Source organism: Macromonas nakdongensis, assembly GCF_002837145.1.
Taxonomy (GTDB): Bacteria; Pseudomonadota; Gammaproteobacteria; order Burkholderiales; family Burkholderiaceae_C; genus Macromonas_B; species Macromonas_B nakdongensis.
The window spans coordinates 1-25,944 of record NZ_NWMV01000004.1 but is presented as its reverse complement, the minus strand read 5'-3'; the positions used below and the strand labels follow the sequence as shown (position 1 = coordinate 25,944).

The following is a 25,944-nucleotide window of genomic DNA, read 5'->3' as shown; positions in this document are numbered from 1 at the left end:
CCTAGGATAATCCGGTCCCATGGCAGTCGTGATCGAAAAACCGCCCTTGTGGCGACGCGTGGCCCCGGTGTTCCAGGGGTTTGATGGACCGTTCCTGCTGGCGGTGCTGCTCTTGGCCGCCACCGGGCTGGTGGTGATGTATTCGGTGGGCTACGACGTGGACGGCCGCTTCGTGGCCCATGCCCGCAACATGGCGATCGCCGCGGGCGTGATGTTCGTGGCCGCGCAGGTGCCGCCGCAGCGGCTGATGGCGCTGGCAGTGCCGGTCTACGCGGTCGGGGTGGCGCTGTTGGTGGCGGTGGCGCTGTTCGGCATCACCAAAAAGGGGGCGGAACGCTGGGTCAACGTGGGCATCGTCATCCAGCCCAGCGAGATCATGAAACTCGGCATGCCGCTGATGCTGGCCTGGTGGTTCCAGCGCCGCGAAGGCCAGTTGCGTGCGCTCGACTTTGTCGTGGCCGGGGCCATCCTGGCGGTGCCGTCCTTCCTCATCCTGCGCCAGCCCGACCTGGGCACCACCCTGCTGGTGGCGGCCTCGGGCCTGTTCGTCATCTTTTTCGCCGGCCTGAGTTGGAAGCTCATCCTGCCGCCGGTGCTGCTGGGGGTGGCCGGCATCGTCACCCTGATCGCGATGGAGCCGCAGTGGTGCCAGCCCGACGTGGACTGGGTGGTGCTGCACGAGTACCAGCGCCAGCGCGTCTGCACCCTGCTCGACCCGATGAAGGACCCGCTGGGCAAGGGTTTCCACATCCTGCAGGGCATGATCGCCATCGGTTCGGGGGGCGTCTGGGGCAAAGGCTTCATGCAGGGCACGCAGACGCACCTCGATTTCGTGCCCGAGCGCACCACCGACTTCATCTTCGCCGCCTTTGCCGAGGAGTTCGGCTTCGTCGGCGTGCTGGCCCTGCTGGCCGCTTTCCTGTTCCTGATCTACCGCGGCCTGCGGGTGGCCATGGAGGCGCCCACGCTGTTTTCCCGCTTGCTGGCCGGGGCGTTGACCTTGATCTACTTCGTCTACGCCTTCGTCAACATGGGCATGGTCAGCGGCATCCTGCCGGTGGTGGGCGTGCCCTTGCCGTTCATCAGCTACGGCGGCACCGCCATGGTCACCCTGGGTGCCAACCTGGGCATGATCCTGTCCATCTCCCGCGCCAAGCGGCTGGTGCAGAGCTGAACGCAACTTTCTACAATGGCCCCATGATCGCCCGCGAACCCACCCTGGCCCGTCTGGCCACCGCCCACGACCTCCTGCTCACGCCCTACGGGCTGGACGACACCCATTTGCGCAAGGCGCTGGGCGAAATTCTGGTGCCCGGTGTGGACGACGCCGACCTCTATTTCCAGTACACCCGCGCCGAGGGCTGGAGTCTGGAGGAGGGCATCGTCAAGACCGGCAGCTTCAGCATCGACCAGGGCGTGGGCGTGCGCGCCGTCAGCGGCGACAAGACCGCGTTCGCCTACTCCGACGACCTGTCCTGGGCCGCCCTGCAGGACGCGGCCCACAGCGTGCGCGCCATCGGCGCCCAGGGCCAGAGCCAGAAGGCCAAGGTCGGGCGCACCAAGGTGTCCAAATCGCGCTCGCTCTACCCCGCACACGACCCCATCGCCACGCTGGACAGCAGCGCCAAAGTGGCGCTGCTGGAAAAAGTGGAGCGCCTGGCCAAGGCCAAAGACCCGCGCGTGGTGCAGGTCATGGCCGGCCTGGCCAGCGAGTACGACGTGGTGCTGGTGGCCCGCGCCGACGGCACCCTGGCCGCCGACGTGCGCCCGCTGGTGCGCCTGTCGGTCACCGTCATCGCCGAGCAGAAAGAGCGCCGCGAAATCGGTTCGTCCGGCGGCGGCGGCCGTTTTGGCCTGGACCATTTTGACGACGCCCTGCTGCAACAGTACGTGGACGAGGCGGTGCAGTCCGCCCTCATCAACCTGGACAGCCGCCCGGCCCCGGCCGGCGAAATGACCGTGGTGCTGGGCCCCGGCTGGCCCGGCGTGCTGCTGCACGAAGCCGTGGGCCACGGCCTGGAGGGCGACTTCAACCGCAAGGGCAGCAGCGCCTTCAGTGGCATGATCGGCAAGCGCGTGGCGGCCAAGGGCGTGACCGTGCTGGACGACGGCACCATGGCCGACCGCCGTGGCTCGCTCAACGTGGACGACGAAGGCTGTGCCAGCCAGAAGAACGTGCTGATCGAGGACGGCATCCTGCGCGGCTACATCCAGGACAGCCTGAACGCCCGCCTGATGGGCGTGGCGCCCACCGGCAACGGCCGGCGCGAAAGCTACGCCCACCTGCCCATGCCGCGCATGACCAACACCTACATGCTGGGCGGCGACAAGGACCCGGCCGAAATCATCGCCAGCATCAAGAAGGGGCTGTACGCGAGCAACTTTGGTGGCGGGCAGGTGGACATCACCAGCGGCAAGTTCGTGTTCAGCGCCAGCCAGGCCTGGTGGGTGGAGAACGGCCAGCTGCAGTACCCGGTCAAGGGCGCCACCATCGTCGGCAGCGGGCCGGAATCGCTCAAGAAAGTGACCATGATCGGCAACGACCTGGCGCTGGACAGCGGCGTGGGCACCTGCGGCAAGGAAGGCCAGAGCGTGCCGGTGGGCGTGGGCCAGCCGACGCTGCGCATCGAGGGCCTGACCGTGGGCGGCACCGCCTGAGGCGGCCGCGCAGGCCGCCACCGTGGCGTGCGCCCCACAGTGCCCGTGCGCTTGTCAGCCTGCTGTCACGCAGTTTGTGATACATTGAAACGCATGAAAGCCGCTCGGTTTTACTTTGCCTACTTTTGGATCTCACGCGTCACCGACGGAAGAGAGAGCTGAAGCTGGCCCGAAAAGCACCAGAGCCTCACAGAAACCGTCGGTCACCCCGGCGGTTTTTTTTTAGCCCACACCCACCCCCTTTGACACTTTTTCAGGACAGGACCTCACGATGAGCAAAGCCGCCACCGCCGCGACCGACGTCTGGTATGCGCACCCCGCCGACCGCACCAGCCAGACCGACGACCAACGCATCCAGGACATCACCGTGTTGCCTCCGCCCGAACACCTCATCCGCTTCTTCCCGATCCAGGGCACCGAGGTGGAAAAACTCATCGCCAGCACCCGCAAGACCATCCACCAGATCCTGCAGGGCAAGGACGACCGGCTGCTGGTCGTCATCGGGCCGTGCTCCATCCACGACCCGGCCGCGGCCATGGACTACGCCCGCCGCCTCAAGGACATGCGCGAGCAGTACAAGGACACGCTGGAAATCGTGATGCGGGTGTACTTCGAGAAGCCGCGAACCACCGTGGGTTGGAAGGGTCTGATCAACGACCCCTACCTCGACGGCAGCTTCAAGATCGACGAAGGCCTGCGCATCGCGCGCCAGCTGCTGCTGGAAATCAACCGCCTGGGCCTGCCGGCGGGCAGCGAGTTCCTCGACGTGATCAGCCCGCAGTACATCGGTGACCTGATCTCCTGGGGCGCCATCGGCGCGCGCACCACCGAAAGCCAGGTGCACCGCGAGCTGGCCTCGGGCATTTCCGCGCCCATCGGCTTCAAGAACGGCACCGACGGCAACATCCGCATCGCCACCGACGCCATCCAAGCCGCCTCGCGCGGCCACCATTTTCTGTCGGTGCACAAGAACGGCCAGGTTGCCATCGTGCAGACCAAGGGCAACCCGGACTGCCACGTGATCCTGCGCGGCGGCAAGGCCCCGAACTACGACGCCGCCAGCGTCGCTGCGGCCTGTGCCGAACTCGAAGCCGCCAAGCTGCCCGCCACCCTGATGGTGGACTGCAGCCACGCCAACAGCAGCAAGCAGCACCAGAAGCAGATGGACGTGGCCGCCGACATCGCCGAACAGCTCCGCGCCGGTTCGCGCCAGGTCTTCGGTGTCATGGTGGAAAGCCACATCCACGCCGGCGCGCAGAAGTTCACGCCCGGCAAGGACGACGTGTGCGCCCTGGAATACGGCAAGAGCATCACCGACGCCTGCATCGACTGGAACCACTCGGTGCAGTTGCTGCAGACCCTGTCGGACGCCGTCAGCGCCCGCCGCGCCCAGCACAAGGGCGGCAAGGCCAAGGCTTGATGCCGGGACGGGTCGGCTGCACAATGGGGCCGATCCGCTTGCACACCACACACAGGAGCCCGCACCCATGCGCAGCCAGGTGATCGTCAGTTGGGGCGATGCGTCCCGCCACACCTTTGACTTGGAAGAGGTGCAGCCCATGCCGCATGACATGGCCCGCGCTTGGCTGGACGACCAGTTCCACGAACTGGGGTGCGAACCCCTGCGCCTGACCGGCAAGGTGCTGTTGGCCGACAAGGCGCTGGCGATCGCCCAGGCGGTGGGCGAAAGTCGTTTCACCGACCCGGCGCACCGGCCCTGGGCCATGGTCTACGCCCGGGCGGTGAGCGCCACGCTCGTCAAGCCGGTGGTGCGGGTGGACGTGCCCTCGCTGACCGTCTCATACTGACGCGCCGCGCTCAGCCCGGCACTTGCAGGGCCGCGAGCAGGCGGTCGTGCACACCGCCGAATCCGCCGTTGCTCATGCACAGCAGCTGGTCGCCCGGGCGCGCGGCAGCCACCACCTGGCGCACCAGGGTGTCGATGTCCGGCGCCACCTGTGCGCGTTCGCCCATGGGCGCGAGCGCGTCGGCCGCGTCCCAGCCCAGCCCGCCGCTGTGGCAGAAGGCCAGGTCGGCGTGCTCCAGGCTCCAGGGCAGTTGCGCCTTCATGGTGCCCAGTTTCATGGTGTTGGAGCGGGGCTCGAACACCGCCAGGATGCGCGCCGTGCCCTGGCCGCTGCGGTCGAGCTGGCGGCGCAGCCCGTCCACCGTGGTGCGGATGGCGGTGGGGTGGTGGGCAAAGTCGTCGTACACGGCGATGTCGCCGTCCGGCCGCGCCACCCGGCCGCGCAACTCCATGCGCCGCTTGACGTTCTGGAAGCGCCCCAGCGCCTCGGCCGCCAGCGCCGGGGCCACGCCCAGGTGCTCGGCCGCAGCGATGGCCGCCAGCGCGTTGAGCTGGTTGTGCACCCCGCCCAGGCCCCAGCGCACCCGGGCCACCGGGCGGCCCCGGTGCAGCACGGCGAAGTCGCTGGCGTCGCCGTCGGCGGTGTAGTCGCTCACCGCCGCGCCAAAGCTGCGCTGTTCGCTCCAGCAGCCTTGGTGCAGCACCCGCGCCAGGCTTTCCTCCAGGCCGTTGACCACCACCCGCCCACTGCCCGGCACGGTGCGCACCAGGTGGTGGAACTGCCGTTCGATGGCGGCCAGGTCGTCGAAGATGTCGGCGTGGTCGAACTCCAGGTTGTTCAGCACCGCGGTGCGCGGGCGGTAGTGCACGAACTTGCTGCGCTTGTCGAAAAAGGCGGTGTCGTACTCGTCGGCCTCGATCACGAACGGCGCGCCCGTGCCCAGCCGGGCCGAGACGCCGAAGTTCAGCGGCACCCCGCCCACCAGGAACCCAGGCTGCTGGCCGGCGTGTTCCAGCACCCAGGCCAGCATGGAGGTGGTGGTGGTCTTGCCGTGGGTGCCGGCCACCGCCAGCACATGGCGGCCGTGCAGGATGTGCTCGCTCATCCACTGTGGGCCGCTGGTGTAGCGGGCGCCGCTGTCCAGAATGGCCTCCATCAGCGGGAACTTGGGGTTGCCGTCGGGCAGGCGGGCGCGCGACACCACGTTGCCCACCACGAACACGTCGGGTTGCAGCGCCAGTTGGTCGGCGCCAAAGCCCTCGATCAGGTCGATGCCCAGGGCCCGCAACTGGTCGCTCATGGGGGGGTAGACGCCGGCGTCGCAGCCGGTGACCCGGTGCCCGGCTTCGCGCGCCAGCGCGGCCACGCCGCCCATGAAGGTGCCGCAAATTCCCAGAATGTGTATGTGCATGGCCGCCATTATCGGCGCCGCCCGACCCGCGCCCGGCCGGGGGCATTCGGCCTTGGCCGACAATCGCCCCATGGACACTTTGCAACAGGAAATCGCCATGGCCGCCGCGGCCCTGGTGGTGGACGAGGGGCTGGAGTACGGCCCCGCGAAAAAGCGGGCGCTCAAGGCCTTGGGTCTGCCGCCGCGCACCGCCTTGCCCGACAACTTCGCGCTGGAGGCGGCGGTGCGCGAGCACATCGCCTTGTTCCATGCCGACACCCAGCCGGGCGAATTGCGCGCTCTGCGCGAGCTGGCGCTGGTCTGGATGGAGCGCCTGGCCGAATTCCGCCCGCTGCTGGGTGGCGCCGTCTGGCATGGCACCGCGACCCAGCTCAGCGACATTTACCTGCAGCTCTTCAGCGACGACCCCAAGGCGGTGGAGCTGACCCTGATCAACCGCGGCGTGGAGTACGAGGCCCAGTCGGTGACCGGGCTGCACGGCCGCGAAGTCGAGGCCCTGAGCCTGCGCAGCCGCTGCGACGCGCTGCAGACCTGGGTTGGCGTGCACCTGCTGGTGAACGACGGCCGCGCCGAGCGTGGCAGCCTGCTGCCCGACGACGCCGGCCGCAAACCGCGCGGTGACGCCCAGGCCGTGCGAAACTTGTTGAACACCAGCGACTCCGATCAACCATGAACCAACGACGACTTCTGATGGGCGGCGTGGCTGCCGCTGCCGGTCTGGCCGGCGCCGGACTGGCTTGGTGGCGGCTGGCGCCGACGGCGGTGGCGGACGGCGCATTGCCGGGCTTCTGGACCCAGACCTGGGACACCCCGGCGGGTCAGCCCCTGGCCATGCAGCGCTTCCAGGGCCGCCCGCTGCTGCTCAATTTCTGGGCCACCTGGTGCCCGCCCTGCGTGGAGGAGCTGCCCCTGCTCAACGCTTTCTACGCCGAACGCCAGGCCCAGGGCTGGCAGGTCTTGGGTTTGGCGGTGGACCAGCCCAGTGCGGTGCGGCAGTTCCTGCAGCGCCTGCCCCTGGCCTTCCCGGTCGGCCTGGCCGGCCTGGGCGGTACCGAACTGAGCCGCCAGTTGGGCAATGCCACGGGAGGCCTGCCCTTCACCGTGGTGTTCAATGCCGCCGGGCAGATCGCCCAGCGCAAGATCGGCCAGGTCCATCTGGAGGACCTGCAGGCCTGGGCTCAATCCACCTGAGCGCGCCAGCCGGCGGCCAGGTGCCGCTGGAAATCGTCCGGCGGCACCGCCGGTGAGAACAGGAAGCCCTGGAACTGGTCGCAGCCCAGGGCGCTGAGCACGCGGTGCTGGGCCGGCAATTCCACCCCCTCGGCCACCACCTGCATGTTCATGGCGTGGCCCATCTGGATGATGGCCGAGACGATGGCCGTGTCGGTCTCGTCCTGGTGCAGCGAGACGATGAAGCTGCGGTCGATCTTGAGCTTGTGCAGCGGGAAACGCTTGAGGTAGGTCAGGCTGGAATAGCCCGTGCCAAAATCGTCCAGCGCCAGGTGCAGGCCCAGGTCGGCCAGGGCCTGCAGGCGTTCGAGCGCCTCGTCGGCGTCGTGGATCAGGATGGATTCGGTCAACTCCAGTTCCAGCAGGTGGGCCGGCAGCCCGTGCTGGGCCAGGGTGCTGGCGACCACCGCCACAAAATGGGTCTGTTGGAACTGCAGCGCCGACACGTTCACCGCCACCTGGCAGGGCGTGCCCTGGTGCAGCCAGGCGGCGGCCTGGCGCACCGCTTCCTGCAGCACCCAGTCGCCCAGGGCGACGATGAAGCCCGACTCTTCGGCCACCGTGATGAAGGTGCCCGGTGGCACCATGCCCCGCTCCGGGTGGTTCCAGCGCACCAGGGCCTCGCAGGCCCCCATCTCCCCGGTCTGCAGGCTGGCGCGGGGCTGGTAGTGCAGCACGAATTCCTGGCGCTTGAGGCCTTCGCGCATCGCGTGGTCCATCTGGATGCGCGACAGCAGGTCCGCGTTCATCTGCGGGCGGTAGAAGCGGTAGTGACCCTTGCCCCGTTCCTTGACCTGGTACATCGCCGTGTCGGCGTGCTGGATCAGTTCGTCCAATGTCTTGCCGTCGTCGGGGTACATCGCGATGCCCACGCTGCACGACAGGTTGAAGCTCATGTCCTCGATCTGCACCGGCCGGATGACCGCGTCGATGATCCGTTGCGCCGAAATTTCGGCGCCGGCCGCGTCGGCGTCGTGCAGGTGGATGACGAACTCGTCGCCCCCCAGCCGGCACAGGGTGTCGGTCTGGCGCAGGCAGTTTTTCAGGCGTTGAGCGATTTCGATCAGCACCATGTCGCCGAACAGGTGGCCGAGCGAGTCGTTGATGCTCTTGAAGCGGTCGAGGTCGAGGAACAGCACCGCGAAGCGGGCACCGTTGCGCTCGGCCAGCCGGATGCCGTGGGTGATGCGCTCGGTCAACATCAGGCGGTTCGGCAGGCCGGTGAGCGCGTCGGTGTAGGCCAGTTGCTCGATGCGCTGCTGCGCGGCCAGTTTTTCCGACAGGTCCTTGACGAACAACACCGTGTTCAGCGGTGTGCCCTGGGCATTGCGCAGCACCACCCATGAGGCTTGGAGGGCAGTGGCCGAACCATCTGCCAGGCGCAGCCAGATGTCGCCTTCCCAGTAGCCCCGGTTGTGGAGTTTGTCGTCCAGGTCGAGGAGCCAGTCGGGGTGGGTGGGGGAGTAGAACAGTTCGCGTGCGGACTGCCCTTGCAGTGCCTGGGTGGAGCGCTGTGCCATGCGTTCGGCCACCGGGTTGCAGACTTCGATGCGGTGCTGCGGGTCGGTGACGAAAATCGCCTCCAGGCTGGACTCGAAGACCTTGGCCGCCAGCTTCAGCTGGGCTTCGGTGGCCGAGCGTTCGGTGATGTCGCGGTAGGCGTACACCCGGCCAATGGGGCGCCCCCGGGCCAGTTGTGGGCGCGAAATCCGTTCCAGCACGCGGCCGTTGCGCAGCACCAGCACATCGCTGGCTTCGGCCAGCGGGGTGCGCTGGATCTGGCCCAGGCGCTGCAGGTAGGGCGCCGGGTCGGGCACGCTGTTGGCGATGTAGGCGAACACCGCCGCATCCTCCCGGTGGGACAGCAGTTCGGGCGGCAGGTCCCACATCGTGGCAAACAGGTGGTTGAAAGCGCGGATGCCGCCCTCCAGGTCGCACACCAGGATGCCGTCGGCGGTGGATTCGAGCGTGGCGCGCAGCTCGCCGAGCAGTTCTTCGAGCTGCTGCTGGGCCTGGCGCTGCGCGGTGGTGTCCTGCATGGCCACCAGGTAGACCTGCTGGCCGTCTTCTGTGCGCACCGGCGTCACGCGGCGCTCCACCCAGACCGTGCTGCCGTCGGCCCGGCGCAGCTGGGTGTTGGAGTGCAGGACCTCGGTCTGCTCGGGCGCCAGTCCTTCCCAGAAAAAGCGGTCTTCCGGGGTGGCCACCATGTCGGCCACGGGCACGCCGGTGAGCGCGCCGGGGTCGAGCTGCTGCAGGCGGGCGGCGGCGCCGTTGGCGGTCAGGATGCAGCGGGTGGCCGGGTCGACCACCCACACGGCTTCCAGCAGGCCTTCGGTCAGGGGGGCCCAGTGCAGGTAGCTCACGCCAGGGCCTCCGGGTGGTCGGCGGGGCCGGTCGCGCGCTCGAAGTAGTAGCAGACGCGTTGCCGCGGTGCCAGGAATTCCAGGGACGCGCGGGGCAGTTGGTCGGCCCGCAGGCTGCGCTGGATGCCCACGCTGCGCTGCTCCTGCAGGTCGAGCAGCACCGCGTCGTCGCGGGTGACACCGCGGTCGTGGACCAGCACCCGCGGCTTGAGCGGTCGCGAGGAGTTGACCGAGGCCACCAGCGCGAAGCGGCCGTCGGTGAGCTGCACCAGCGAGCCCGGCGGGTAGACCCCCATCATGCGGATGAAAGCACTGAGCGTGGTCGACTCGAACCGCTCCTTCTGTGTGGCGAAGAGCAGCGACAACGCCTCGTGCGGGGTCAGTGCCTTGAGCGGGTTGGGCGGGTTGCACAGCCCATCGTAGCGGTTGATCAGGGCCAGGATGCGCGAGGTCGGGGCCAGCTTGTCCGCTTTGCAGCCGCTCGGGAAGCCGCTGCCGTCGGCCAGTTCGTGGTGCTGCGACACGGTCAGCAGCGCCAGCGGCGACAGGCCCATGCGTTGGCCTTGTGCCACGCTGCGGGCCACGTGTTCCTGGTAGAGCTTGTGGTGCGCGGCGGTGAAACTGTCGTCCCGGTGGCGGACGCGGTCGGGCAGCTCCGACTTGCCCACGTCGTGCAGCAGGGCCGCCTGGCCCAGGTCTTCCAAGCTGGCCTGGGACAGGCCCATGGCTTTGCCCAGCAGCAGGCTGAGCACGGTCACGTTCATGGCGTGCAGCGAGGCCCGGTCGCCCTGCTGCTCCGACAGCAGGCGGATCGCCGACTCCTGGTCGCCCAGCAGGGTCAGCACCATGCCATTGATCAGCTGGGCACTGCCCGCCTTGGCGGTCTGCGGCTGCAGCGGGAGGTGGTCGAGGATGGCCTTGTAGGCCCGGGAGCCCTCGGCGTAGCGGCGTTCGCACTGTTGCAGGGCGTGCCGTTGCGCGGCCAGTTCCGCCTGCCGCTGGCGTTGCCGTTCGCTTTCGGCCGGGTCCGGCTCGTGGGGTGGGACGGTGCGGGGCGGCGTCGGCGAGGGGCCCGGGGCGCTGTTGGCCGTCGGCACATCGCTTTTGCTCGGGTCCCAGCGCACCCGGCTCAAGCCCAGGCCGCGGATCGTGTCGATCTGCTGTTGCGAGCCGATCTTGAAGCTGCCAAACGGGAAGGGGTGGTCCATCCAGCCCAGGTCGAGGTGCACGTACAGGCCCACGCGCAACTCCGCCACCGGTAAGGTCTGGCGGGTGGTGTCCGGCATGGCGATGGGCTCCCTTTCTTTGGTCTGCGCAGTACCGTTGCATTATCTACAAACTTTGCGTCCGGTCGTTCCCGTTGTACATTGGTCTTCACATTGCGCACGCCCACCATGTACGTTCCCTTTCCGCTCGATGACATCGCGCTGAAGTCGCCGGTCCCGGTCAACGTCTGGGACCCGCACGGCGTGCTGTTGCTGCGCAAGGGCGAGATGATCGAGGACGAGCGCCACCGCGACCGCCTGCACATGCACCTGCCGATGGTGGACGAGGCCGAGTACAAGGCCTGGTCCTTCCGCTACACCGCGGCCATCGACCGCATGGTGCGTGGCAACCAGAGCCTGGAGAGCATTGCCGGGGTGACCCGACCCATGGGGCTGGAAGTGGTGGACGAGGCCGTGCCCGAATCGGCCGCCCAGGCCTGGCCAGACCTGCACAGCACCTTGGCCACCTTGCTCCACCAGGGCGCTCATGCGCACGAATTCCAGGTGCGCCTGGCGCAGATCGAGCGCCGCATCCTGGCCGTCACCCGGACCCGGGTGGACGACAGTCTGTTTGTGCTGGTGCAGCTCTTGCAGGACCGCACCGTGGGCTACAGCGCCACCCACGCCCTGTTGTGTGCGGTGTTGTGCCGCCTGGTCGGCCAGACCCTGGGTTTGGATGGCGACACCGTCACCGCCCTGCAGCGTGCGGCCCTGACCATGAACATCGGCATGTCGCGCCTGCACGACGCCCTGGCGCAGCAGGCCGGCCCCCTGAACGCCGACCAGCGCACCTTGGTGCAGGCCCACCCGAGCCAGGGTGTGGCCGCCTTGCAACAGCTGGGCGTGCGCGATCCGCTCTGGCTGCGGGCGGTGCGCGACCACCACGAAACCCCCGAGGGCACCGGTTACCCGGCCGGTCGCTCCGGGATGGACGTGCCGATCCAGCTGCTGCGTTTGGCCGACATCTATGTGGCACGCCTTGGCCCGCGCGCGCACCGCCCTGGTCTGTCGGCGGTGCGCGCCGCGCGCGACATCTACCTCGGTGCCGACGGGCAGCCCAGCCCCGTGGGGGCGGCTTTCGTCAAGACCCTGGGGGCCCACATCCCAGGCAGCTATGTGCGCTTGGGCAGCGGCGAGGTGGCGGTGGTGGTGCGGCGGGGGCGGCGTGCCAACATCCCGTTGGTGCTCGCCATCTTGGGCCGGCACGGCTTGCCCCTGGGTGAACCGGCCCTGCGCGACACCGCTGAGCCCGCCCACGAAATCCAGGGGGGCTTGGCCGCCGACGAGGTCAAGCTGCGCTTGCCGGCGGCCAAGCTGTTGGCGCGCCTGTGAGGCTGGGCGACTATGATGTAATTCTGACAAAAATACTGGCGTGGGTTGGGGCAAACGTGCGGCTTGAATGGCGCCGGTTGGGCCCTTCGCGCCCGCAACACCACCGTTTCACACATGGCCACCCCCGCTCCCCGTGCCGCACGCAGTCGCTGGCTGAACGTGTTCCTGATGGAGTGGCTGTTTCTGGTCGCGGGCCTGATCTTGTTGGGGGCCTACCTCGTGTACGGCCAGTGGCGCGAGCACCGTCAGATCCACGACCGTGAACGCGAACGGCTCCTGGCCGTGGCCGACGTGCTGCACGACAACGTCGGGCGCCAGCTGGACACCATCAACCGGGCGCTGGTCAACATCCGTGACGAGTTGCCCCGCTGGCGCCAGTCGGGACCCACGTTGGGCGATGCCCACCGCTGGCTGAAGGCCTATTCCGATGCCATGACGGGTGTCCGGACCCTGGCGATTCTGGACCGCGAAGGCACCGTCCTGGCCTCCAACCGGGCGGAGATTGCCGGCCGCAATTTTCGGCACCGCGACTATTTCCAGACCGCATCGGCTCTGTCCGATCCCGAGACTTTGTGTGTGGGTCCCCCTTACGTCACGGTCTTGGGGGTGTTTGCCCTGAACGTGGCGCGGACGGTGAGCACCCCTGCGCAGACTTTCGATGGCATCGTGACCGCCACCTTGGACCCCGACGAGTTCAAGATCCTGTTGCAATCGGTCCGTTACGCCACCGACATGCAGGTGGAGATTTACCACGGACACGGTCGGGTCTTCATGGTGGTGCCCCACCCGGGCAAGGCCCCGGACGAGCGGGCAGTGGCATCGCCCCCCTGGTATGCCCGGCACCTGGTGCCGGGACCGTCTGCCGGTTTCGCGGTGGTACCGGCCGCACCCGGTGCCCGGGCGCGCATGGTGGCGCTGCGCTCGGTGCAGCCGGTCGATGTGAAGATGGACACCGCCTTGGTGGTGGTGGCGCACCGGGATGTGCGGACCGTGTTTGCGCAATGGCGTTACGAAACCTGGATCAAAGCCGTGCTGTTCTCTTTGCTCGTGGTGAGCAGTGCGGGGCTGCTGTTCCTGCTGCAACGGCGCCAGAGCCAGGCCGCCCGCGATGCGGTCGTGGCCGCCGATCTGCTGCACCGCAAGAACGCCGAACTGGAGTTGCTCAACCGCCAGTTGCACGCACAAAGCGCGCAACTCCGGTCGCTGGCGCTGGTCGATGGTCTGACCGGGGTGGCCAACCGCCGCCGTCTGGACGAGCAATTGGATGCCGAGTGGCGCCGTTGTTTGCGCGAAGCCTGCTCCCTGGCGGTGCTCATGGTCGATGTGGACCATTTCAAACGCTACAACGACCGCTACGGGCACCAGGCCGGCGATGCCTGTCTGCAGGTGATTGCCCAAGCCTTGCAGGCGGGCCTGGCCCGCTCGCACGACCTGGTGGCCCGCTACGGTGGCGAGGAGTTCGTCTGCCTGTTGCCCGACTGCGATCGGGCTGGTGCTTTGTTCAAGGCCGAGGACCTGCGGTCCGCCGTCGAGGCGCTGGCGCTGCCCCACGAGGCCAACGACACAGGAGGGGGCTTCGTTACGATCAGCGTGGGGGTGGCCGTGCTGCGGCCGTCGGCGGGCGGGCGGCCCGAGGACGTGCTGGCGCTGGCCGACCGCGCGCTGTACCGGGCCAAGCACCAAGGCCGCAACCGTGTGTGTGCGTCCCCGGATGGGGCAGCGGAGCCCGCGTCAGGGACCGACACCGGCGCCTCAGACCGCCCGTGAGGCGGCGCGGAGCCGCTGGTTGTCGGCGCTCAGGGCCTCGATGCGGGCCTGCGCTTCGGCCAGGGCCTGGGTCAGGCGCTCCACCTCCAGGGTCAGGCGCTCCACCTCCAGGGCCAGGCGTTCGGTTTGTGCGGTGACCCGTTCGCGCGTGGCGTCGCGGTTGTGGGTCAGGGTCTCGGCCAGCGTGTCCAGCCAGCGCAGCACCTCCACCCGGGTGCTGTCTTTGTGCAGCGGGGTCTGCAGCGTCGCCTTTTTCACGTCGGCCCGGCGGCACAGTTCCGACTGCGTCACCCGGCCGTGGTTGTAGGGATAGACGCCTTGGTGGGCGGCGATCTCTGCTTCGATCTCGCGCATCGCCTTGTGCAGGCGTTGCAGCATGGCCTGTGTGCGGGCATGGCCGGCTTCGTGGTCGGGGGTGGGGTGCATTCGCCGAGAATAGCCGCAAACGCCGGCCTGGGGCCGGTCAGGTCCGTGGCGCGACCGTGCCGCGGGTGTCAGTGGATCTGTTGTTCCAAGAAAGGGGTGCCAGCATGGCCATGGATGTGATCGATTACCGCCTGATGGGCGATGACATGCAGCTCGTCGAAATCGAGCTGGACCCGGGCGAGGCCGCCATCGGGGAGGCCGGCTCCATGCTCTACATGGAGTCGGGCATCGAGATGGACACGTTGTTTGGTGACGGGTCGGCGCAGGAAGGCGGGTTTTTCGGCAAGCTGTTGGGGGCGGGCAAGCGCCTCATCACCGGCGAATCGCTGTTCACCACGGTGTACCGCAACCAGGGCTCGGGCAAGCGCAAACTGGCGTTTGCCGCCCCTTACACCGGCAAGATCATCCCCATGCCGCTGGACCGCCTGGGCGGCACCCTGGTTTGCCAGAAGGACGCTTTCCTGTGCGCCGCCAAGGGGGTGAGCATCGGCATCCACTTCCAGCAAAAGCTGGGCGTGGGCTTTTTCGGCGGTGAAGGCTTCATCATGCAGCGGCTGCAGGGCGACGGGCTGGCCTTCGTTCATGCGGGGGGCACCATCGTCGAGCGCCAGCTGGCCCCGGGCGAAACGCTGATGGTGGACACGGGCTGCCTGGTGGCGCACACGCCGGACGTGTCCTTCGACATCCAGTACGTGGGCAAGATCAAGACCGCGCTGTTCGGGGGCGAGGGCCTGTTCCTGGCCCGACTGAGCGGCCCCGGCCACGTGTGGATCCAGAGCCTGCCGTTTTCGCGCCTGGCTTCGCGCATTTTTGCAGCGGCCCCGCAGCGCGGCGGCGCCCGTGAAGAAGGCTCGGTGTTGGGCGGGGCCGTGTTGGGTGGCGGCTTGCTGGGCGGCCTGATGGGGGGCGACGACGAGTGAGACCGGTGCTGCGGCCGTCCGAGGGGCAGCCGTTTGACCGGGCTTCAGTCCAGGTCGTACACCGACACCCGGGCGCGGGCCGCCTGGACGTTGAGTTGACAGATCTCCCGGATGGTGGTGGCGCGGTTGAGTGCGCCGCCTTTGCCGGTCAGCTTGCGAAAGAGGGCTTTGAGTGTCATGGTGGGCCTCGGGGGAACAGCGGGGGTGAAGATGCCGGTGGGGGCTGCGCGGGTCAGCGGCCCACCCGTCGGAAAACGCCCACCACGACACCGATGATCTCCAGCGATTCCTGGGCCACGATGTCGGGGTAGTCGGGGTTGGCGGGCTTGAGCACCCAGCCCCCGGCCTGGGGGAACAGGTGCTTGACGGTCATTTCGTGGTCCACCAGCGCCACGACGATGTCGCCGGGCTTGGTGGGGCGGTTGCGTTCGACCACCACCATGTCGCCGTCGAGCATGCCCGCGTCGCGCATGGAGTCGCCGCGCACCCGGCAAAACACGGTGCGTTCGGGGTGGCGGATCAGGTAGTCTTCGACGCCGATGGCCTCCAGCCCGGCGCTCTGGTCTTCGGGCTGGGGCAGGCCGGCCCGCACATTGCCCAGCACCGGCAGGGCGAAAAATGCGGGCGTGGGGGCGATGCGCCCTTCGGTGCGTTCCAGGTAGCCGGCGTCCACCAGGCGACCGACAACCTTGAACACCCCTCCGGACGAGGCCAGCCCCAGCACGTCGGCCAGCTTGGCCATGGCCGGGAACGCTTTGTTCGCCTTCCAGTAAACGCGCAGGGCATTGAGGTGTTTGTGGTCTGACATGGTTTTGGTGAATGAATGTTCACCAATGTAGCGCAAACAAGCGCCATTCGTCAAGCCGGCGGTGCGGGTGCAGGGGCTGTCACCAAACCGACACGCCCGTGGTGCAACATGCGCACGCCGCGACGGCAGGTGCGCGGCATGCACCGTTCCCGACAAGCAAGAAAGGCAGGAGATCCATGAACATTCAACACCAGGCCCACCGCGTCATCGAAATCACCCGGCGCTTCTGGATGCCCCCGGCCACCTCGGTGTGAGCCGATCGCCTCATCCGCGCCCAGATGGCCACCCCCGCGGTGGCTTTTTTGTGCCTGGTGCTGTGGGGTCGGAAGGGCTATGCACGGCCGGTCATCACCCAAACAGGGGATGCCGGGGCAGGCCGCAGCCTGTTAAATTTTTACGAAAAATGATTCAGGGAAGAAGCATGTGCACACTGTTGGATGAACAGGAATGGCCCGACGTCGATGCCTTCGTGTCGTCGCAACTGCCCGAAGGGGTGGAAGACCCGTATTGCACCGACGACGATCCGCAGGCGCCGTCGTCGTGGTGGGACGCTTTGCAACCGGTCCGGCCGTCCAAGCCGTGAGGCTGGAGGCGATGATGGATGCGCCACTGGGCAGTGGCCATGGTGTTCAGTGGCGCATCAGCTGAGGGAGCCATAGCGAGAGGCCTGGGATGGCGATGAGGATGCCCAGGCGGAGGATGTCGGCCATGACGAAGGGCCAGACACCGCGGTAGATGGTGTTGAGGCGCACGTCCTTGAGCAGCGAGTTGATCACGAACAGGTTCAGGCCCACCGGGGGTGAGATCATGCCGATCTCCACCACCGTGATGATCAGGATGCCGAACCAGACCGGATCGAAGCCCAGGCCGGTGACGATGGGGAAGAACACCGGAATCGTCAGCAGCACGATGGCCAGCTCCTCCATCACCATGCCCAGGGCCAGGTAGATCGCCATCATCAGCAGGATCACCACGATCGGGCTCGGGCTGATGCCCACCACCCAATCGCGCAGGTCCGTCGGCATGCTGGTGAAATTGATGAAGTTCGTGAAGATCATCGCCCCGATCAGGATGGTGAACAGCATCGCCGTCGTGCGCGAACTCTCCACCAGAATCTCCAGCAGCACCTTCGGGCTCAGCGTGCGGCGCACCAGCGCGAACAGGAAGGCGCCCGCGGCCCCGACCCCCGCCCCCTCGGTGGCGGTGAAGACCCCCCCGTAGATCCCGCCGATCACCAGCGCAAACAGCAGCACCACCGCCCAGATGTTGCGCAGCGCGGTGAACCGCTCCCCCCAGCTGTGGCGCTCGGCCGGCGGGCCCGCTTCGGGGTCGCGCCAGGTCACGAACACCACCGCCAGACACAGCATCAACACCGCCACGATGCCCGGCAGGATGCCGGCCACAAACATCTCACCGATGTTCGTCTCGGTGATGATGCCGTAGATCACCATGATGGTCGAAGGCGGGATCAGGATGCCCAGCGTGCCGCCGGAGGCGATGGCGCCGGTGGCCAGCGAATCCTTGTAGCCGTGCTTGCGCATCTCCGGGAAGGCCACCTTGGTCATCGTGGCGGCGGTGGCGATCGACGAGCCGCAGATCGCCCCGAAGCCGCCCGAGGCGATGATGCTGGCCATGGCCAGACCGCCCTTGCGGTGGCCGACAAAAGAGTTGGCCGCGGTGTACAGCTCACGCGCCATGCCCGCGCGGGTCACGAAATTGCCCATCAGCACGAACAGCGGGATCACCGACAGCACGTAGGCAAAGCCGGTCTCGAACACCACCTGGCTGACCCCGGCCAGCGCCGGCGTCCAGCCCCGCATCAAGCCCATCCCGGCGACGCCGGCGATCATCATGGCCACGGCCAGGGGCACGCGCAAAAAGGCCATCGCAAAGACGGCCAGGAATCCGTAGAGGGCTTCGATCATTCCGGCAACTCCGGGGTGTGGGGAACGTGCTCCAGGGCGCCGGGCGGCAGCTGGACCACAAACAACAGGTGCACCAGGGCGGTGGTGGCGAGGAAGACCGCCATGATCCAGGCCACCGGCGCCAGCGACAGGCCCAGGTGGGCCGTGACCTCGCCGTACTCGGCAAAGCGCTCGGCGCGCTTGATCAGCTGCAGCCCCAGGAAGGCAAAGGTGCCGGCACAGACCAGGTGCACCAGCCGGTGCTGCAGGCCTTTGAGGGCCCGTGGCATCACGCCATCGAGCGAATCGAAGACGATGTGCTCGCTGCGCCAAGACACCAGGGGCAGGGCACCGAAGATCACCACCACCATCAGGATTTCGGTGATTTCCAGGGCGCCGGGGATGGCGTGGTCGAGGTACTTGCGGCCGATCACATCGAGCAGCATGAGCCACATGATGCCAAAGAGGGCCAGGGCCGAGACGAGCCCGCAGGTCCACTTGAGCAGGCGGTCCATCAGAGAGGTCATGGAGAGAATTCCGGTTGCATCAACGAAAAACCAGTGGTGACGGCTGGGCCGGCACCACTGGTTGGTCAAGCGTCGGGCGGGGCGCCGCTTACTTGAGCTTGGCGATTTCGGCGCGGAACTCGGCCAGCACGCCCTTGGCGTTCTTGAGGCCCTTGGCCTCGGCGGCGGCGGCCCACTTGTCTTCCAGCGCCGATTGCTTGGCTTTGATCTCGTTGACGAAGGCCTGCGGTGCGGCGGTCTGTTGCACCCCTTGGGATACCTGCGCGCCTTCGCGCGAGGCTTTGTCCAGCGCGTCCCAGCCCTGACCGAACAGGCGGGCCACGTACTCGCCGGAGAGTTTGTCGAGCACGGCTTTCTGTTCGGCGGTGAGCGACTTGTATTTGTCCGCATTCATCAAAAAGACGAACGAGCTGTTGTACAGGCCACCCGGGAAACGCGTGACGTGCTTGATCATGTTCAGCTTGAACGAGGCCAGGGACTCGTCCGGCAGGAAGGTGCCGTCCATCACGCCGGTGGACAGCAGTTCGTAGGACTCGGTCGCGGGTTTGAGCGTCACGTTCCAGCCCATGGCTTTGGAGAGCTCGCTGATGTTGCCGCCGCCGATGCGGAACTTGAGCGAGGCCACGTCGGCGGTCGACGTGATGGGTTTTTTGGTGTTGAAGATGACACCGGGGCCGTGGGTGAACACGCCCAGTACCTTGACGCCGCGGTGCTCACCGGCCGGTGCGAAATACTTGTTGTAGATGTGCTGGTAGGCCACCGAGGTGGTTTCGGCGCTGTCGCCCAGGAAGGGGAATTCGGCCATCTGGGTGAAGACAAAACGACCGGGGGTGTAGCCGTCCACGGTGTAGGAGATGTCGGCCAGGCCGTCGCGCACCGCGTCGAAGGTGCCGGGTGGCGCCACCACGGCTTTGGGCAGGATGTTGCACTTGAGGCTGTTCTTGGATTCTTGTTCCAGGGCGGCGCACCACTTCTGCTGGCTCACGCTCACGGTGTGGGTGGGCGGCAGCCAGCTCGAGACGGTCAGCACCGTCTGGGCGAAGGCGGTGGCGCTGCCCGACAGCAAAAGGGCACAGGTCAGGGGGCGAAGTGTCATGCGGTGTCTCCTGGGTTGGGGTGGGTTGTTAAAGACCGACCAGACGGTCTAACATAATCGAATTTAGGGCAGCCCATGGGTCTGCGATACCCGGGCAAACCCTAGCCAGCCCTTCACGGGGCAAAGGCCACACGCGCCGCACGCAGGGCCTGGATGTCGTCTGCCGCATAGCCCAGTTGGGCCAGCCAGGGCAGGGTGGCCGAACCGATCTCGGGGGCGGCGGCGGGCAGCGCGGTGGGCGTGCGGTCGAACCGGGGGGCCGGCGCCGGCTGCACCCCTTGGGGCGTGCCCACGAAGGTGGCGCGGGCCCGGTTGTGCGGGTGGGTCGCGGCCTCTTGCAGCGACAGCACGGGGGTGACGCAGGCGTCGCTGCCCTCGAACAGCGCCGCCCATTCGTCCCGGCTGCGTTGGCGGAACACCCGCTCCAGTTGTTGCCGCAGGTGGGGCCACGCGCCGGCGTTCCATTGGTCGTCGAAGGCCGGATCGTCCAGGCCGGCCAGGGTCAGCAGTTGGCGGTAAAACGCCGGTTCAATCGCCCCCACTGCCACGTGCTTGCCGTCGGCGCAGGTGTAGGTGCCGTAGAAATGTGCGGCCCCGTCCAGGAAGTTGCTTTCGCGCCGGTCGTGCCAATGGCCCTTGGCCATGAAGCCGTGTTGGGCCGCGAGCAACAGGGCGGAGCCGTCCGTCATGGCCGCGTCCACGACCTGGCCGACGCCGTGGCGCGCGGCGTGTTGCAAGGCCGCCAGCACGCCCACCATCAACAACATGCCGCCACCGCCGTAGTCGCCGATCAGGTTCAGCGGCACCGCCGGTCGCTCCCGCGGCCCGATGCCGTGCAGCGCCCCGGACAGGGCAATGTAGTTGATGTCGTGGCCGGCCGACGGGGCCAGCGGGCCGTCTTGTCCCCAGCCGGTCATGCGGCCGTACACCAGCCGGGGGTTGCGTGCCAGGCAGGGCTGCGGCCCCAGGCCCAGCTTTTCCATCACGCCGGGGCGGTAGCCTTCGATCAGCACGTCCGCCTGGGCCACCAGCCGCAGCACGACTTCGGTGGCGCGCGGGTCTTTGAGGTTGAGGGCGATCGACTGCCGCCCTCGGTCCACGATGCCGTCGTTGCGCAGCAGGGTGTCGAGCGGGTGGTCGGAGGGCGGACCGGCCGGGCGGTCGATGCGCACCACGGTGGCGCCCAGGTCGGCCAGCAGCATGCCGGTGAAGGGCGCCGGCCCGAGGCCGGCCATTTCGACCACGGTGAGGCCGGCGAGGGGGCCTCCGGCCCGGTGGGGGGTGGTGGTGTGAATGTTCATGTTTTTGACCTTCCAGTCGGACTATGATTGGGGTTTGTGTGCCCGGTCATGACCGCCGTCAGGCGCGGCGGTCGGGGTGCTTTTCAACCGTTCAGGCCACAGCCATGACCCGAGAAAGATCCGAGAACTACGACGACAAAAAGGAGCTGATCCTGCGCAAGGCGGCGGCGCTGTTCGCCGCCAAAGGCTACGAGATCACCACCATGATGGACGTGGCCAAGGCCTGCAACGCGTCGAAATCGCACCTGTACCACTACTTCCCGGCCAAGGAGGACCTGCTGTACGCCATCGTCAAGGAGCACACGACGATGTTGCTGAGCAAGCTCTCCCACATCCAGGGCCAGTCTGCCCCGGCCCTGCAGCGCTTCGAGCGCTTTGTGGCCGCGTTCGTGGAGGTGGCGGCCGATTCGCGCAACGAGCAACTGGTGCTGACCAACGAGCTGGGTTTTCTGCCGCCGGCCAAGCACAAGGAAATGCTGGCGATGGAGCAGGAGGTGGTGGCCATGCTGATCGGGCTGCTCCAGGAAATCAACCCGCAGCGCATGGCCCGGGTGGAGGTGCAAACCCCTTACGCCTTGCTGCTGTTCGGCATGATCATCTGGACCTTCACCTGGTACAAAAAGTCCGGCGCGCTCAAGCCGACGGAGCTGGCCCAGCACATTTCGGACCTGTTCCTCAACGGTTTCCGCGCCGTCGGTCCGGCCTGAAGCCGGTGCCCCCGCTGGCGCGGCGGCGCCGGGGCCGACCGGCCGGTCCGCCAGCGCTCAGATGAGGAACGACATCGTGTAGAGCGCGCTGTGGTTGTTGGCCAGCGTCACCTTTTTGCGGGCCATGCGCCAGACGCCGTCCACCCGGCGCAGGCGATACTCGTTTTTCGCGGCCCAGAGGACCTCACCCCGGGTGTGGGACTCGAAAATCAGCGCGTTGGAGCGCGCGACGAGGTGCTCGCCGTCCTGCGCTTCCACCTCGATGTTGGAGACCACGCGGCACAGGCGCGATTGCGGCAACTGGGTGTGGCGTTTGCCGGTGTACAGCTGCTTGACCCGCAGGCCGAGCCGGGAGCGGTTGTCGTAGATGATGGACATCTGCTGCTCCGGGTCGGTGTCGTCGCCGTTGGCCGGTACCCAGTAGATCGCGTCCTCGGTCCACAACTGCTCCCATTCGGCGTAGCGGTGCTCGTCCTGCAGCCGCGCTTCGTGGTAGATGAATTGGCTGACCTCCATCAGCTGGCGCAATTGGTCGGTGTTCACGCGGCCTCCATCAAAGATTGGTAGTGTTTCCACAGGTGACGCGACGGCATGTCGTCGGTCACGTTGCCGACGACGCAGCCGTCCGGCTCGGTGTGTTCGCGGTGGCTGCCCCGGCCCAGGTAGAGCCATTCGGGGTTGCGCTGCTGCACGCCCATCTGGGTGCGTTCGTACATTTCGGCGTCGTCGGCCAGCAGGAAGCCGGCCGGACCGACCGAGCCCATGGTCTGCTGGCGCATGCGGCGGTTCAGGTCCGGCGCGCCCTTGAACTGCAGCGCGGTGACGTGCTGCACCGTTTCGTTGACCGACAGGGGTTGCAGCACGAAGAGCTGGATCTCGGCGATGAACAGGTTGGGGAAGATCATGACGTGGCGCACACCGTCCACCATGATCTCGTGGGCCTGCTCCTCGCCGTAGGCGGCCTTCATCTTGGCGACGTAGTCCGGCAGGCGGTCGGCGGTGGTGCCGAACCAGCGCATCGGTTCGTTGAACTTGCGGAATTCGGGGCGCAGGTCCAGCTCCGAGTGGCCGTTGCCAAAGGCGCGCGTCACCGAGGCGGCGTTCTCGTTGTACAGCGCCCCGATGCCGCTGTCGGCCACGTCGAAGATGGAGGCGTGCGTCACCTGGGGGTGGTAGCCGTCGGTCTCGTTTTCGACCAGCAGCTTCCAGTTGGCCTTGACCTTGTGCTGCAGGAAGCCGGTGTTGAGCAGGATTTCGCCTTCGGGCGAGTTGCGGCAGACGTTGTCCAGGGTGGCCTTGGCCGGGCCGAGGTGTTGTTCCAGGGTGGGGCCGTCCGCGGCCAGCGAGCCGAACACAAAGCCGTTGTAAATGCCCATGCGGGCCACCTGGCCCAGGCCCAGTTCTTTGCGTTTGTCGTCCGGGTAACCGGAGGGGTAGGGGTAGCCCTTGAGCTGGCCGTCGTTGCCGAAGTTCCAGCCGTGGTAAGCGCAGGTGAAGGAGCGGGCGTTGCCCTGGTGCTTGACGCAGACCCGGTTGCCGCGGTGCGGGCAGCGGTTGTGCAGCAGGTGGACCTGGCCGTCCCGGTCGCGGGTCATGATGATTTCTTCCAGCCCGATGGTTTTCAGCACGTAGTCGTTGGGCTGGGGGATCTCGCTGACGTGGCCGACGTAGACCCAAGTGCGGTACCAGATTTTTTCCAGTTCCTCGCGGAAGATGGCTTCGTCGGTGTACAGCGAGCCGTGGACGTATTCCTGGCGGATCAAGCGGTCCCAGGCGCGGGTGGGTGGGGTTTCCATGGGGTTGTGCTCCTCTGACGGGTGGTTGGCTGGTCTTTATATTAGTCCGACCGGTCGGACTTTGTCAAGGCCAAATTCGGCGGTGTGGTGGCCGGCCGGCAGTGGGTCGCCGGCCGGCGCGGGCATCAGTGGACGTTCATGTCCCAGGGGATTTCGCCGGTCTGCGGGTCGGTCAGCCAGGCGCGGATTTCGTTCTTGCGCAGCTTGCCGTTGACGGTTTTCAGCAGCTCGGGCACGAAGACGACGTGCTTGGGCGTTTCGGGGCGGCTGAGCTTGCCGTCGCAGAACCGGATCACGTCTGACGCGTTCAGGTCGGCGTGGCCGGCGCGGCGCACCGCCACGGCCACCACCGCCTCGCCCCACTCGGGGTGGGGCACGCCGACCACGGCCACCTCCTGGATGCCCGGGTGCTCGCTGACCACCGCCTCCACCGTGGTGGGGAAGACGTTGACCGCGCCGGTGATGATCATGAACTTCTGCCGGTCCAGCAAAAAGAGGTAGCCGCGTTCGTCCATCATCCCGATGTCGTTGGTGCGCAACCAGCCGTCGCCGGGCAGCGCCTCGGCCGTGGCCTCGGGCAGGTTGAGGTAGCCGGCCATCACGCTCTCGCCCCGCAGCCAGATTTCGCCTTTGGTGTTGGGGGGCAGGGCCTGGCCGGCTTCGTCGCGGATGGTGCACTCGTAGTGCAGACCGACGCGGCCCACCGAGCGCAGCAGGCCGGGTTCGGTGGAGAGGGCCAGTTGGTGGTCGGTTTCGGTCAGCACCGTCAGCCAGCCGCCGCTGGTTTCGGTCTGGCCGTAGGTCTGCATCATGGCCACGCCGAGTTGCTCGCGGGTCTCGCGGATCAGCTTGGGCGTGGCCGGTGAGGAGCCGTACATCAGGCAGCGCAGCGAGGACAAATCGTAGGGGTGGTTCTGTTTCTCCACCAGGGCGCGCTGGATCATGGTCGGGACGATCAGGCTGGTGGTGACGCGGAATTTTTCGATGTCCTTGAGGTAGGACACGATGTGGAACCCGCCGTCGGGGATGACCGTGGTCATGCCGTTGCCCAGGCCGAACAGGTTCATGATCACCACCGCCCAGGCCGATGCCGCGGGCATGTACCAGACGTCGTCGGGGCTGAAGCCGAACGAGGCCAGGCAGTGCAGGATGACGTTGGAGACGCCGACCTGCTTGATCATCACCCCCTTGGGGAAGCCGGTGGTGCCGGAGGTGTAGCTGTAGAGCAGCAGGTCGTCGTCTTGCAGGGGAGGCAGTTCTGGCGCGCCTGGGGCTTGGGCCAGCAGGGTTTCGTAATCCAGGGGGTAGCGGTGCGGGCCGTTGAAGCCGATCAGGCGGATGCCGAGCGCCTGCAGTTCGGCCAGGTGTTCGTCGACGATGGCCTGGCAGCGTGCGTCCACCAGCAGGATTTTCGTGCCGCTGTCGCGCAGCACGTGTTGCATCTCGGGCCAGGCGTACAGGGTGTTGACGCCGACGCGCACCGCCCCGATCTTGGCGCAGGCGAACAGGTGTTCGTAGACCTCGATGGTTTCCTGGCTGAGGATGGAGACGGTGTCGCCCTTGCGGCAGCCCAGGTCTTGCAGCGCGCGGGCGAACCGGTCGGAGCGGCGGTGCATGTCGTCCCAGGTGGCGGCGCGCGCGCCGCAGACGTAGGCGCGCTTGTTGGGGTAGTTGAGTGCACAACGGCGCAGCAGTTCGCGGGGGAAAAGTGTTTTCATGGTTGCCCTTGAGGTCTGGGTGGCAGCGGTTCCGAGGGGATATAAAAGGTCCGACCAGTCGGACTAAAGTATAGGATTCGTGGGGACTTGTGGGGGTGGTTCGTGCGGTGATCTAGGGTAAACCCTGGGATTCAGGGCCGGGGTGCGAGGGCGGTTTTGAGGGGGACCGATTCGTCGCCCAGCGCGTCGAGGTCGAGCCCGAGGCCGCCGGTGGTGGCCAGGGCGCGCCGCACCAGCATGAAGTCGGCCGGTCGGTTGACCGCGTCGGCCGCCAGCAGGCGCTGGCCCTGCAGGTAAAACAGGCAGAAGTGGCGCTGTGCCGGCTGGCCGCGCACGATGCAACGGTCGTGCCCCTGGGACAGCCCGACGAGTTGCAGCTTCAGGTCGTACTGGTCCGACCAGAACCAGGGCACGGTCTGGTTGGGTTTGGCCTGGCCGCACAGCCAGGCCGCGGCCGAGCGGGCCTGTTCCAAGGCGTTGGGCACCGACTCCAGCCGCAGCGCGCGGTCGTACAGCGCGACGTGCTGGACCGTGCAGTCACCGGCGGCGACGATGTCCGGGTCGGCGGTGACCGAGCAGGCGTCCACCGGGATGCCCTGGTCGCTGCCCAGCCCGGCGGCGCGGGCGGCTTCGGTGTTGGGCAGCATGCCAATGCCCGCGACCACCAGGTCGGCGGGCAAGGCGGTGCCGTCGGCCAGTTCCACCTGCACGATGCGGCCGGCTGCGCAGTGCACGCGGGCGACGGTGGCGCCGGTGCGCAAGGCGACGCCGGCGGCGCGGTGGGCGTCGGCGACGAAATCGGACATGGCCTGCCCGGCCACCCGGGCCAGCAGGCGCGGTTGTGCCTCCAGCACCGTGACCTGGGCGCCCAGGCTGCGGGCGGACGCTGCCACCTCCAGCCCGA

At 67.4% G+C, this 25,944-nt stretch carries 25 protein-coding genes; 11 read left to right on the top strand and 14 right to left on the bottom strand.

From position 1 onward, the window contains the following. Window positions 1–19: 19 nt before the first annotated feature. From rodA to CON77_RS00800, 4 genes are all read left to right on the top strand, one after another. Window positions 20–1,174 carry a rod shape-determining protein RodA gene (rodA, locus tag CON77_RS00815; RefSeq protein WP_101046855.1) on the top strand — a complete coding sequence of 385 codons (1,155 nt, stop codon included), beginning with the start codon at window positions 20–22 and terminating at the stop codon, window positions 1,172–1,174. 23 nt (window positions 1,175–1,197) lie between these two features. After that, window positions 1,198–2,658 carry a metalloprotease TldD gene (gene tldD / locus CON77_RS00810; RefSeq protein WP_101046853.1) on the top strand — a complete coding sequence of 487 codons (1,461 nt, stop codon included), beginning with the start codon at window positions 1,198–1,200 and terminating at the stop codon, window positions 2,656–2,658. Between the two features lie 271 nt (window positions 2,659–2,929). Beyond that, window positions 2,930–4,078, top strand: a complete 1,149-nt coding sequence (locus CON77_RS00805) for a 3-deoxy-7-phosphoheptulonate synthase (RefSeq protein ID WP_101046851.1) — start codon at window positions 2,930–2,932, stop codon at window positions 4,076–4,078. 67 nt (window positions 4,079–4,145) lie between these two features. Further along, on the top strand, window positions 4,146–4,466 hold the full coding sequence (locus tag CON77_RS00800) for a hypothetical protein (RefSeq protein WP_101046849.1): 321 nt from the start codon (window positions 4,146–4,148) through the stop codon (window positions 4,464–4,466). Between the two features lie 10 nt (window positions 4,467–4,476). Here CON77_RS00800 and mpl read toward each other — a convergent pair whose 3' ends face one another. Then, a complete protein-coding gene (mpl, locus tag CON77_RS00795; RefSeq protein WP_101046906.1) occupies window positions 4,477–5,877 on the bottom strand; it encodes a UDP-N-acetylmuramate:L-alanyl-gamma-D-glutamyl-meso-diaminopimelate ligase in 1,401 nt (466 codons plus the stop codon). A gap of 70 nt (window positions 5,878–5,947) precedes the next feature. On the opposite strand from mpl, the gene CON77_RS00790 reads away from it, so the two are divergent. Both CON77_RS00790 and CON77_RS00785 read left to right on the top strand, forming a co-directional pair. Further along, window positions 5,948–6,550 carry a hypothetical protein gene (locus CON77_RS00790; RefSeq protein ID WP_101046904.1) on the top strand — a complete coding sequence of 201 codons (603 nt, stop codon included), beginning with the start codon at window positions 5,948–5,950 and terminating at the stop codon, window positions 6,548–6,550. Next, window positions 6,547–7,068: a TlpA disulfide reductase family protein gene (locus CON77_RS00785; RefSeq protein ID WP_101046847.1), complete on the top strand. Its 522-nt coding sequence runs from the start codon at window positions 6,547–6,549 to the stop codon at window positions 7,066–7,068. The genes CON77_RS00790 and CON77_RS00785 overlap by 4 nt, the downstream gene beginning before the upstream one ends. Here CON77_RS00785 and CON77_RS00780 read toward each other — a convergent pair. Next, window positions 7,056–9,473, bottom strand: coding sequence for a bifunctional diguanylate cyclase/phosphodiesterase (locus CON77_RS00780; RefSeq protein WP_232788355.1), 2,418 nt, complete (start codon window positions 9,471–9,473; stop codon window positions 7,056–7,058). The two genes, CON77_RS00785 and CON77_RS00780, sit on opposite strands and share 13 nt — an antisense overlap. Beyond that, on the bottom strand, window positions 9,470–10,759 hold the full coding sequence (locus CON77_RS00775; RefSeq protein WP_101046845.1) for a cyclic di-GMP phosphodiesterase: 1,290 nt from the start codon (window positions 10,757–10,759) through the stop codon (window positions 9,470–9,472). Before CON77_RS00775 ends, CON77_RS00780 begins: the two co-directional genes overlap by 4 nt. Window positions 10,760–10,867: 108 nt before the next feature. Here CON77_RS00775 and CON77_RS00770 point away from each other — a divergent pair, with 108 nt between their 5' ends. Both CON77_RS00770 and CON77_RS00765 read left to right on the top strand, forming a co-directional pair. Then, entirely contained in the window at window positions 10,868–12,070 is a 1,203-nt protein-coding gene (locus tag CON77_RS00770) for an HD-GYP domain-containing protein (protein WP_101046843.1), read from the top strand. 114 nt (window positions 12,071–12,184) lie between these two features. After that, window positions 12,185–13,837 carry a diguanylate cyclase gene (locus tag CON77_RS00765; protein WP_101046841.1) on the top strand — a complete coding sequence of 551 codons (1,653 nt, stop codon included), beginning with the start codon at window positions 12,185–12,187 and terminating at the stop codon, window positions 13,835–13,837. On the opposite strand, the gene CON77_RS00760 is transcribed toward CON77_RS00765, so the two are convergent. Next, the gene (locus CON77_RS00760) at window positions 13,823–14,263 is read right to left on the bottom strand and encodes a hypothetical protein (RefSeq protein ID WP_101046839.1); all 441 of its coding nucleotides are present in this window, start codon (window positions 14,261–14,263) and stop codon (window positions 13,823–13,825) included. The two genes, CON77_RS00765 and CON77_RS00760, sit on opposite strands and share 15 nt — an antisense overlap. A 104-nt stretch (window positions 14,264–14,367) precedes the next feature. Between CON77_RS00760 and CON77_RS00755 the strand changes: the two genes are divergently transcribed. Next, window positions 14,368–15,183 carry a TIGR00266 family protein gene (locus CON77_RS00755; protein WP_101046837.1) on the top strand — a complete coding sequence of 272 codons (816 nt, stop codon included), beginning with the start codon at window positions 14,368–14,370 and terminating at the stop codon, window positions 15,181–15,183. Between the two features lie 44 nt (window positions 15,184–15,227). On the opposite strand, the gene CON77_RS15685 is transcribed toward CON77_RS00755, so the two are convergent. Together CON77_RS15685 and CON77_RS00750 are read right to left on the bottom strand one after the other, a co-directional pair. Continuing rightward, window positions 15,228–15,362 (bottom strand): hypothetical protein, encoded by a 135-nt coding sequence (locus CON77_RS15685; protein ID WP_255408156.1) that lies wholly within the window; start codon window positions 15,360–15,362, stop codon window positions 15,228–15,230. A 53-nt stretch (window positions 15,363–15,415) separates the two neighbouring features. Further along, window positions 15,416–15,991 (bottom strand): LexA family protein, encoded by a 576-nt coding sequence (locus tag CON77_RS00750; RefSeq protein ID WP_101046900.1) that lies wholly within the window; start codon window positions 15,989–15,991, stop codon window positions 15,416–15,418. A gap of 421 nt (window positions 15,992–16,412) precedes the next feature. Here CON77_RS00750 and CON77_RS15055 point away from each other — a divergent pair, with 421 nt between their 5' ends. Continuing rightward, the gene (locus tag CON77_RS15055) at window positions 16,413–16,574 is read left to right on the top strand and encodes a hypothetical protein (RefSeq protein ID WP_157826814.1); all 162 of its coding nucleotides are present in this window, start codon (window positions 16,413–16,415) and stop codon (window positions 16,572–16,574) included. A gap of 46 nt (window positions 16,575–16,620) precedes the next feature. Here CON77_RS15055 and CON77_RS00745 read toward each other — a convergent pair whose 3' ends face one another. The 4 genes from CON77_RS00745 to CON77_RS00730 all read right to left on the bottom strand — a co-directional run bounded on the left by CON77_RS00745 (window position 16,621) and on the right by CON77_RS00730 (window position 20,819). Continuing rightward, entirely contained in the window at window positions 16,621–17,916 is a 1,296-nt protein-coding gene (locus CON77_RS00745; RefSeq protein WP_101046835.1) for a TRAP transporter large permease, read from the bottom strand. Further along, a complete protein-coding gene (locus tag CON77_RS00740; protein WP_101046833.1) occupies window positions 17,913–18,422 on the bottom strand; it encodes a TRAP transporter small permease in 510 nt (169 codons plus the stop codon). Before CON77_RS00740 ends, CON77_RS00745 begins: the two co-directional genes overlap by 4 nt. 88 nt (window positions 18,423–18,510) lie before the next feature. Further along, the gene (locus CON77_RS00735; RefSeq protein ID WP_101046831.1) at window positions 18,511–19,518 is read right to left on the bottom strand and encodes a TRAP transporter substrate-binding protein; all 1,008 of its coding nucleotides are present in this window, start codon (window positions 19,516–19,518) and stop codon (window positions 18,511–18,513) included. Between the two features lie 113 nt (window positions 19,519–19,631). Further along, a complete protein-coding gene (locus tag CON77_RS00730) occupies window positions 19,632–20,819 on the bottom strand; it encodes a CaiB/BaiF CoA transferase family protein (protein WP_101046829.1) in 1,188 nt (395 codons plus the stop codon). Between the two features lie 104 nt (window positions 20,820–20,923). Here CON77_RS00730 and CON77_RS00725 point away from each other — a divergent pair, with 104 nt between their 5' ends. Beyond that, window positions 20,924–21,526 (top strand): TetR/AcrR family transcriptional regulator, encoded by a 603-nt coding sequence (locus CON77_RS00725; protein ID WP_198552233.1) that lies wholly within the window; start codon window positions 20,924–20,926, stop codon window positions 21,524–21,526. Window positions 21,527–21,583: 57 nt separating this feature from the next. Here the strand turns inward: CON77_RS00725 and CON77_RS00720 are convergent, their stop codons facing one another. From CON77_RS00720 to CON77_RS00705, 4 genes are all read right to left on the bottom strand, one after another. Continuing rightward, on the bottom strand, window positions 21,584–22,069 hold the full coding sequence (locus tag CON77_RS00720; protein WP_232788354.1) for an aromatic-ring-hydroxylating dioxygenase subunit beta: 486 nt from the start codon (window positions 22,067–22,069) through the stop codon (window positions 21,584–21,586). Next, entirely contained in the window at window positions 22,066–23,322 is a 1,257-nt protein-coding gene (locus tag CON77_RS00715) for an aromatic ring-hydroxylating oxygenase subunit alpha (RefSeq protein ID WP_101046825.1), read from the bottom strand. The genes CON77_RS00720 and CON77_RS00715 overlap by 4 nt, the downstream gene beginning before the upstream one ends. Before the next feature lie 125 nt (window positions 23,323–23,447). Beyond that, on the bottom strand, window positions 23,448–25,040 hold the full coding sequence (locus CON77_RS00710; RefSeq protein WP_101046823.1) for a class I adenylate-forming enzyme family protein: 1,593 nt from the start codon (window positions 25,038–25,040) through the stop codon (window positions 23,448–23,450). A gap of 131 nt (window positions 25,041–25,171) precedes the next feature. After that, window positions 25,172–25,944 (bottom strand): NAD(P)/FAD-dependent oxidoreductase (locus CON77_RS00705; protein ID WP_198552232.1); only part of this gene is annotated, 773 nt, incomplete at its 5' end.

What these genes read in the sequence shown, in the direction of transcription:
- rodA (WP_101046855.1), top strand. Translation starts at nt 20, where the DNA reads ATGGCAGTCGTGATCGAAAAACCGCCCTTGTGGCGACGCGTGGCCCCG.
- tldD (WP_101046853.1), top strand. Translation starts at nt 1,198, where the DNA reads ATGATCGCCCGCGAACCCACCCTGGCCCGTCTGGCCACCGCCCACGAC.
- CON77_RS00805 (WP_101046851.1), top strand. Translation starts at nt 2,930, where the DNA reads ATGAGCAAAGCCGCCACCGCCGCGACCGACGTCTGGTATGCGCACCCC.
- CON77_RS00800 (WP_101046849.1), top strand. Translation starts at nt 4,146, where the DNA reads ATGCGCAGCCAGGTGATCGTCAGTTGGGGCGATGCGTCCCGCCACACC.
- mpl (WP_101046906.1), bottom strand. Translation starts at nt 5,877, where the DNA reads ATGCACATACACATTCTGGGAATTTGCGGCACCTTCATGGGCGGCGTG.
- CON77_RS00790 (WP_101046904.1), top strand. Translation starts at nt 5,948, where the DNA reads ATGGACACTTTGCAACAGGAAATCGCCATGGCCGCCGCGGCCCTGGTG.
- CON77_RS00785 (WP_101046847.1), top strand. Translation starts at nt 6,547, where the DNA reads ATGAACCAACGACGACTTCTGATGGGCGGCGTGGCTGCCGCTGCCGGT.
- CON77_RS00775 (WP_101046845.1), bottom strand. Translation starts at nt 10,759, where the DNA reads ATGCCGGACACCACCCGCCAGACCTTACCGGTGGCGGAGTTGCGCGTG.
- CON77_RS00770 (WP_101046843.1), top strand. Translation starts at nt 10,868, where the DNA reads ATGTACGTTCCCTTTCCGCTCGATGACATCGCGCTGAAGTCGCCGGTC.
- CON77_RS00765 (WP_101046841.1), top strand. Translation starts at nt 12,185, where the DNA reads ATGGCCACCCCCGCTCCCCGTGCCGCACGCAGTCGCTGGCTGAACGTG.
- CON77_RS00760 (WP_101046839.1), bottom strand. Translation starts at nt 14,263, where the DNA reads ATGCACCCCACCCCCGACCACGAAGCCGGCCATGCCCGCACACAGGCC.
- CON77_RS00755 (WP_101046837.1), top strand. Translation starts at nt 14,368, where the DNA reads ATGGCCATGGATGTGATCGATTACCGCCTGATGGGCGATGACATGCAG.
- CON77_RS15685 (WP_255408156.1), bottom strand. Translation starts at nt 15,362, where the DNA reads ATGACACTCAAAGCCCTCTTTCGCAAGCTGACCGGCAAAGGCGGCGCA.
- CON77_RS00750 (WP_101046900.1), bottom strand. Translation starts at nt 15,991, where the DNA reads ATGTCAGACCACAAACACCTCAATGCCCTGCGCGTTTACTGGAAGGCG.
- CON77_RS15055 (WP_157826814.1), top strand. Translation starts at nt 16,413, where the DNA reads ATGTGCACACTGTTGGATGAACAGGAATGGCCCGACGTCGATGCCTTC.
- CON77_RS00745 (WP_101046835.1), bottom strand. Translation starts at nt 17,916, where the DNA reads ATGATCGAAGCCCTCTACGGATTCCTGGCCGTCTTTGCGATGGCCTTT.
- CON77_RS00740 (WP_101046833.1), bottom strand. Translation starts at nt 18,422, where the DNA reads ATGACCTCTCTGATGGACCGCCTGCTCAAGTGGACCTGCGGGCTCGTC.
- CON77_RS00735 (WP_101046831.1), bottom strand. Translation starts at nt 19,518, where the DNA reads ATGACACTTCGCCCCCTGACCTGTGCCCTTTTGCTGTCGGGCAGCGCC.
- CON77_RS00730 (WP_101046829.1), bottom strand. Translation starts at nt 20,819, where the DNA reads ATGAACATTCACACCACCACCCCCCACCGGGCCGGAGGCCCCCTCGCC.
- CON77_RS00725 (WP_198552233.1), top strand. Translation starts at nt 20,924, where the DNA reads ATGACCCGAGAAAGATCCGAGAACTACGACGACAAAAAGGAGCTGATC.
- CON77_RS00715 (WP_101046825.1), bottom strand. Translation starts at nt 23,322, where the DNA reads ATGGAAACCCCACCCACCCGCGCCTGGGACCGCTTGATCCGCCAGGAA.
- CON77_RS00710 (WP_101046823.1), bottom strand. Translation starts at nt 25,040, where the DNA reads ATGAAAACACTTTTCCCCCGCGAACTGCTGCGCCGTTGTGCACTCAAC.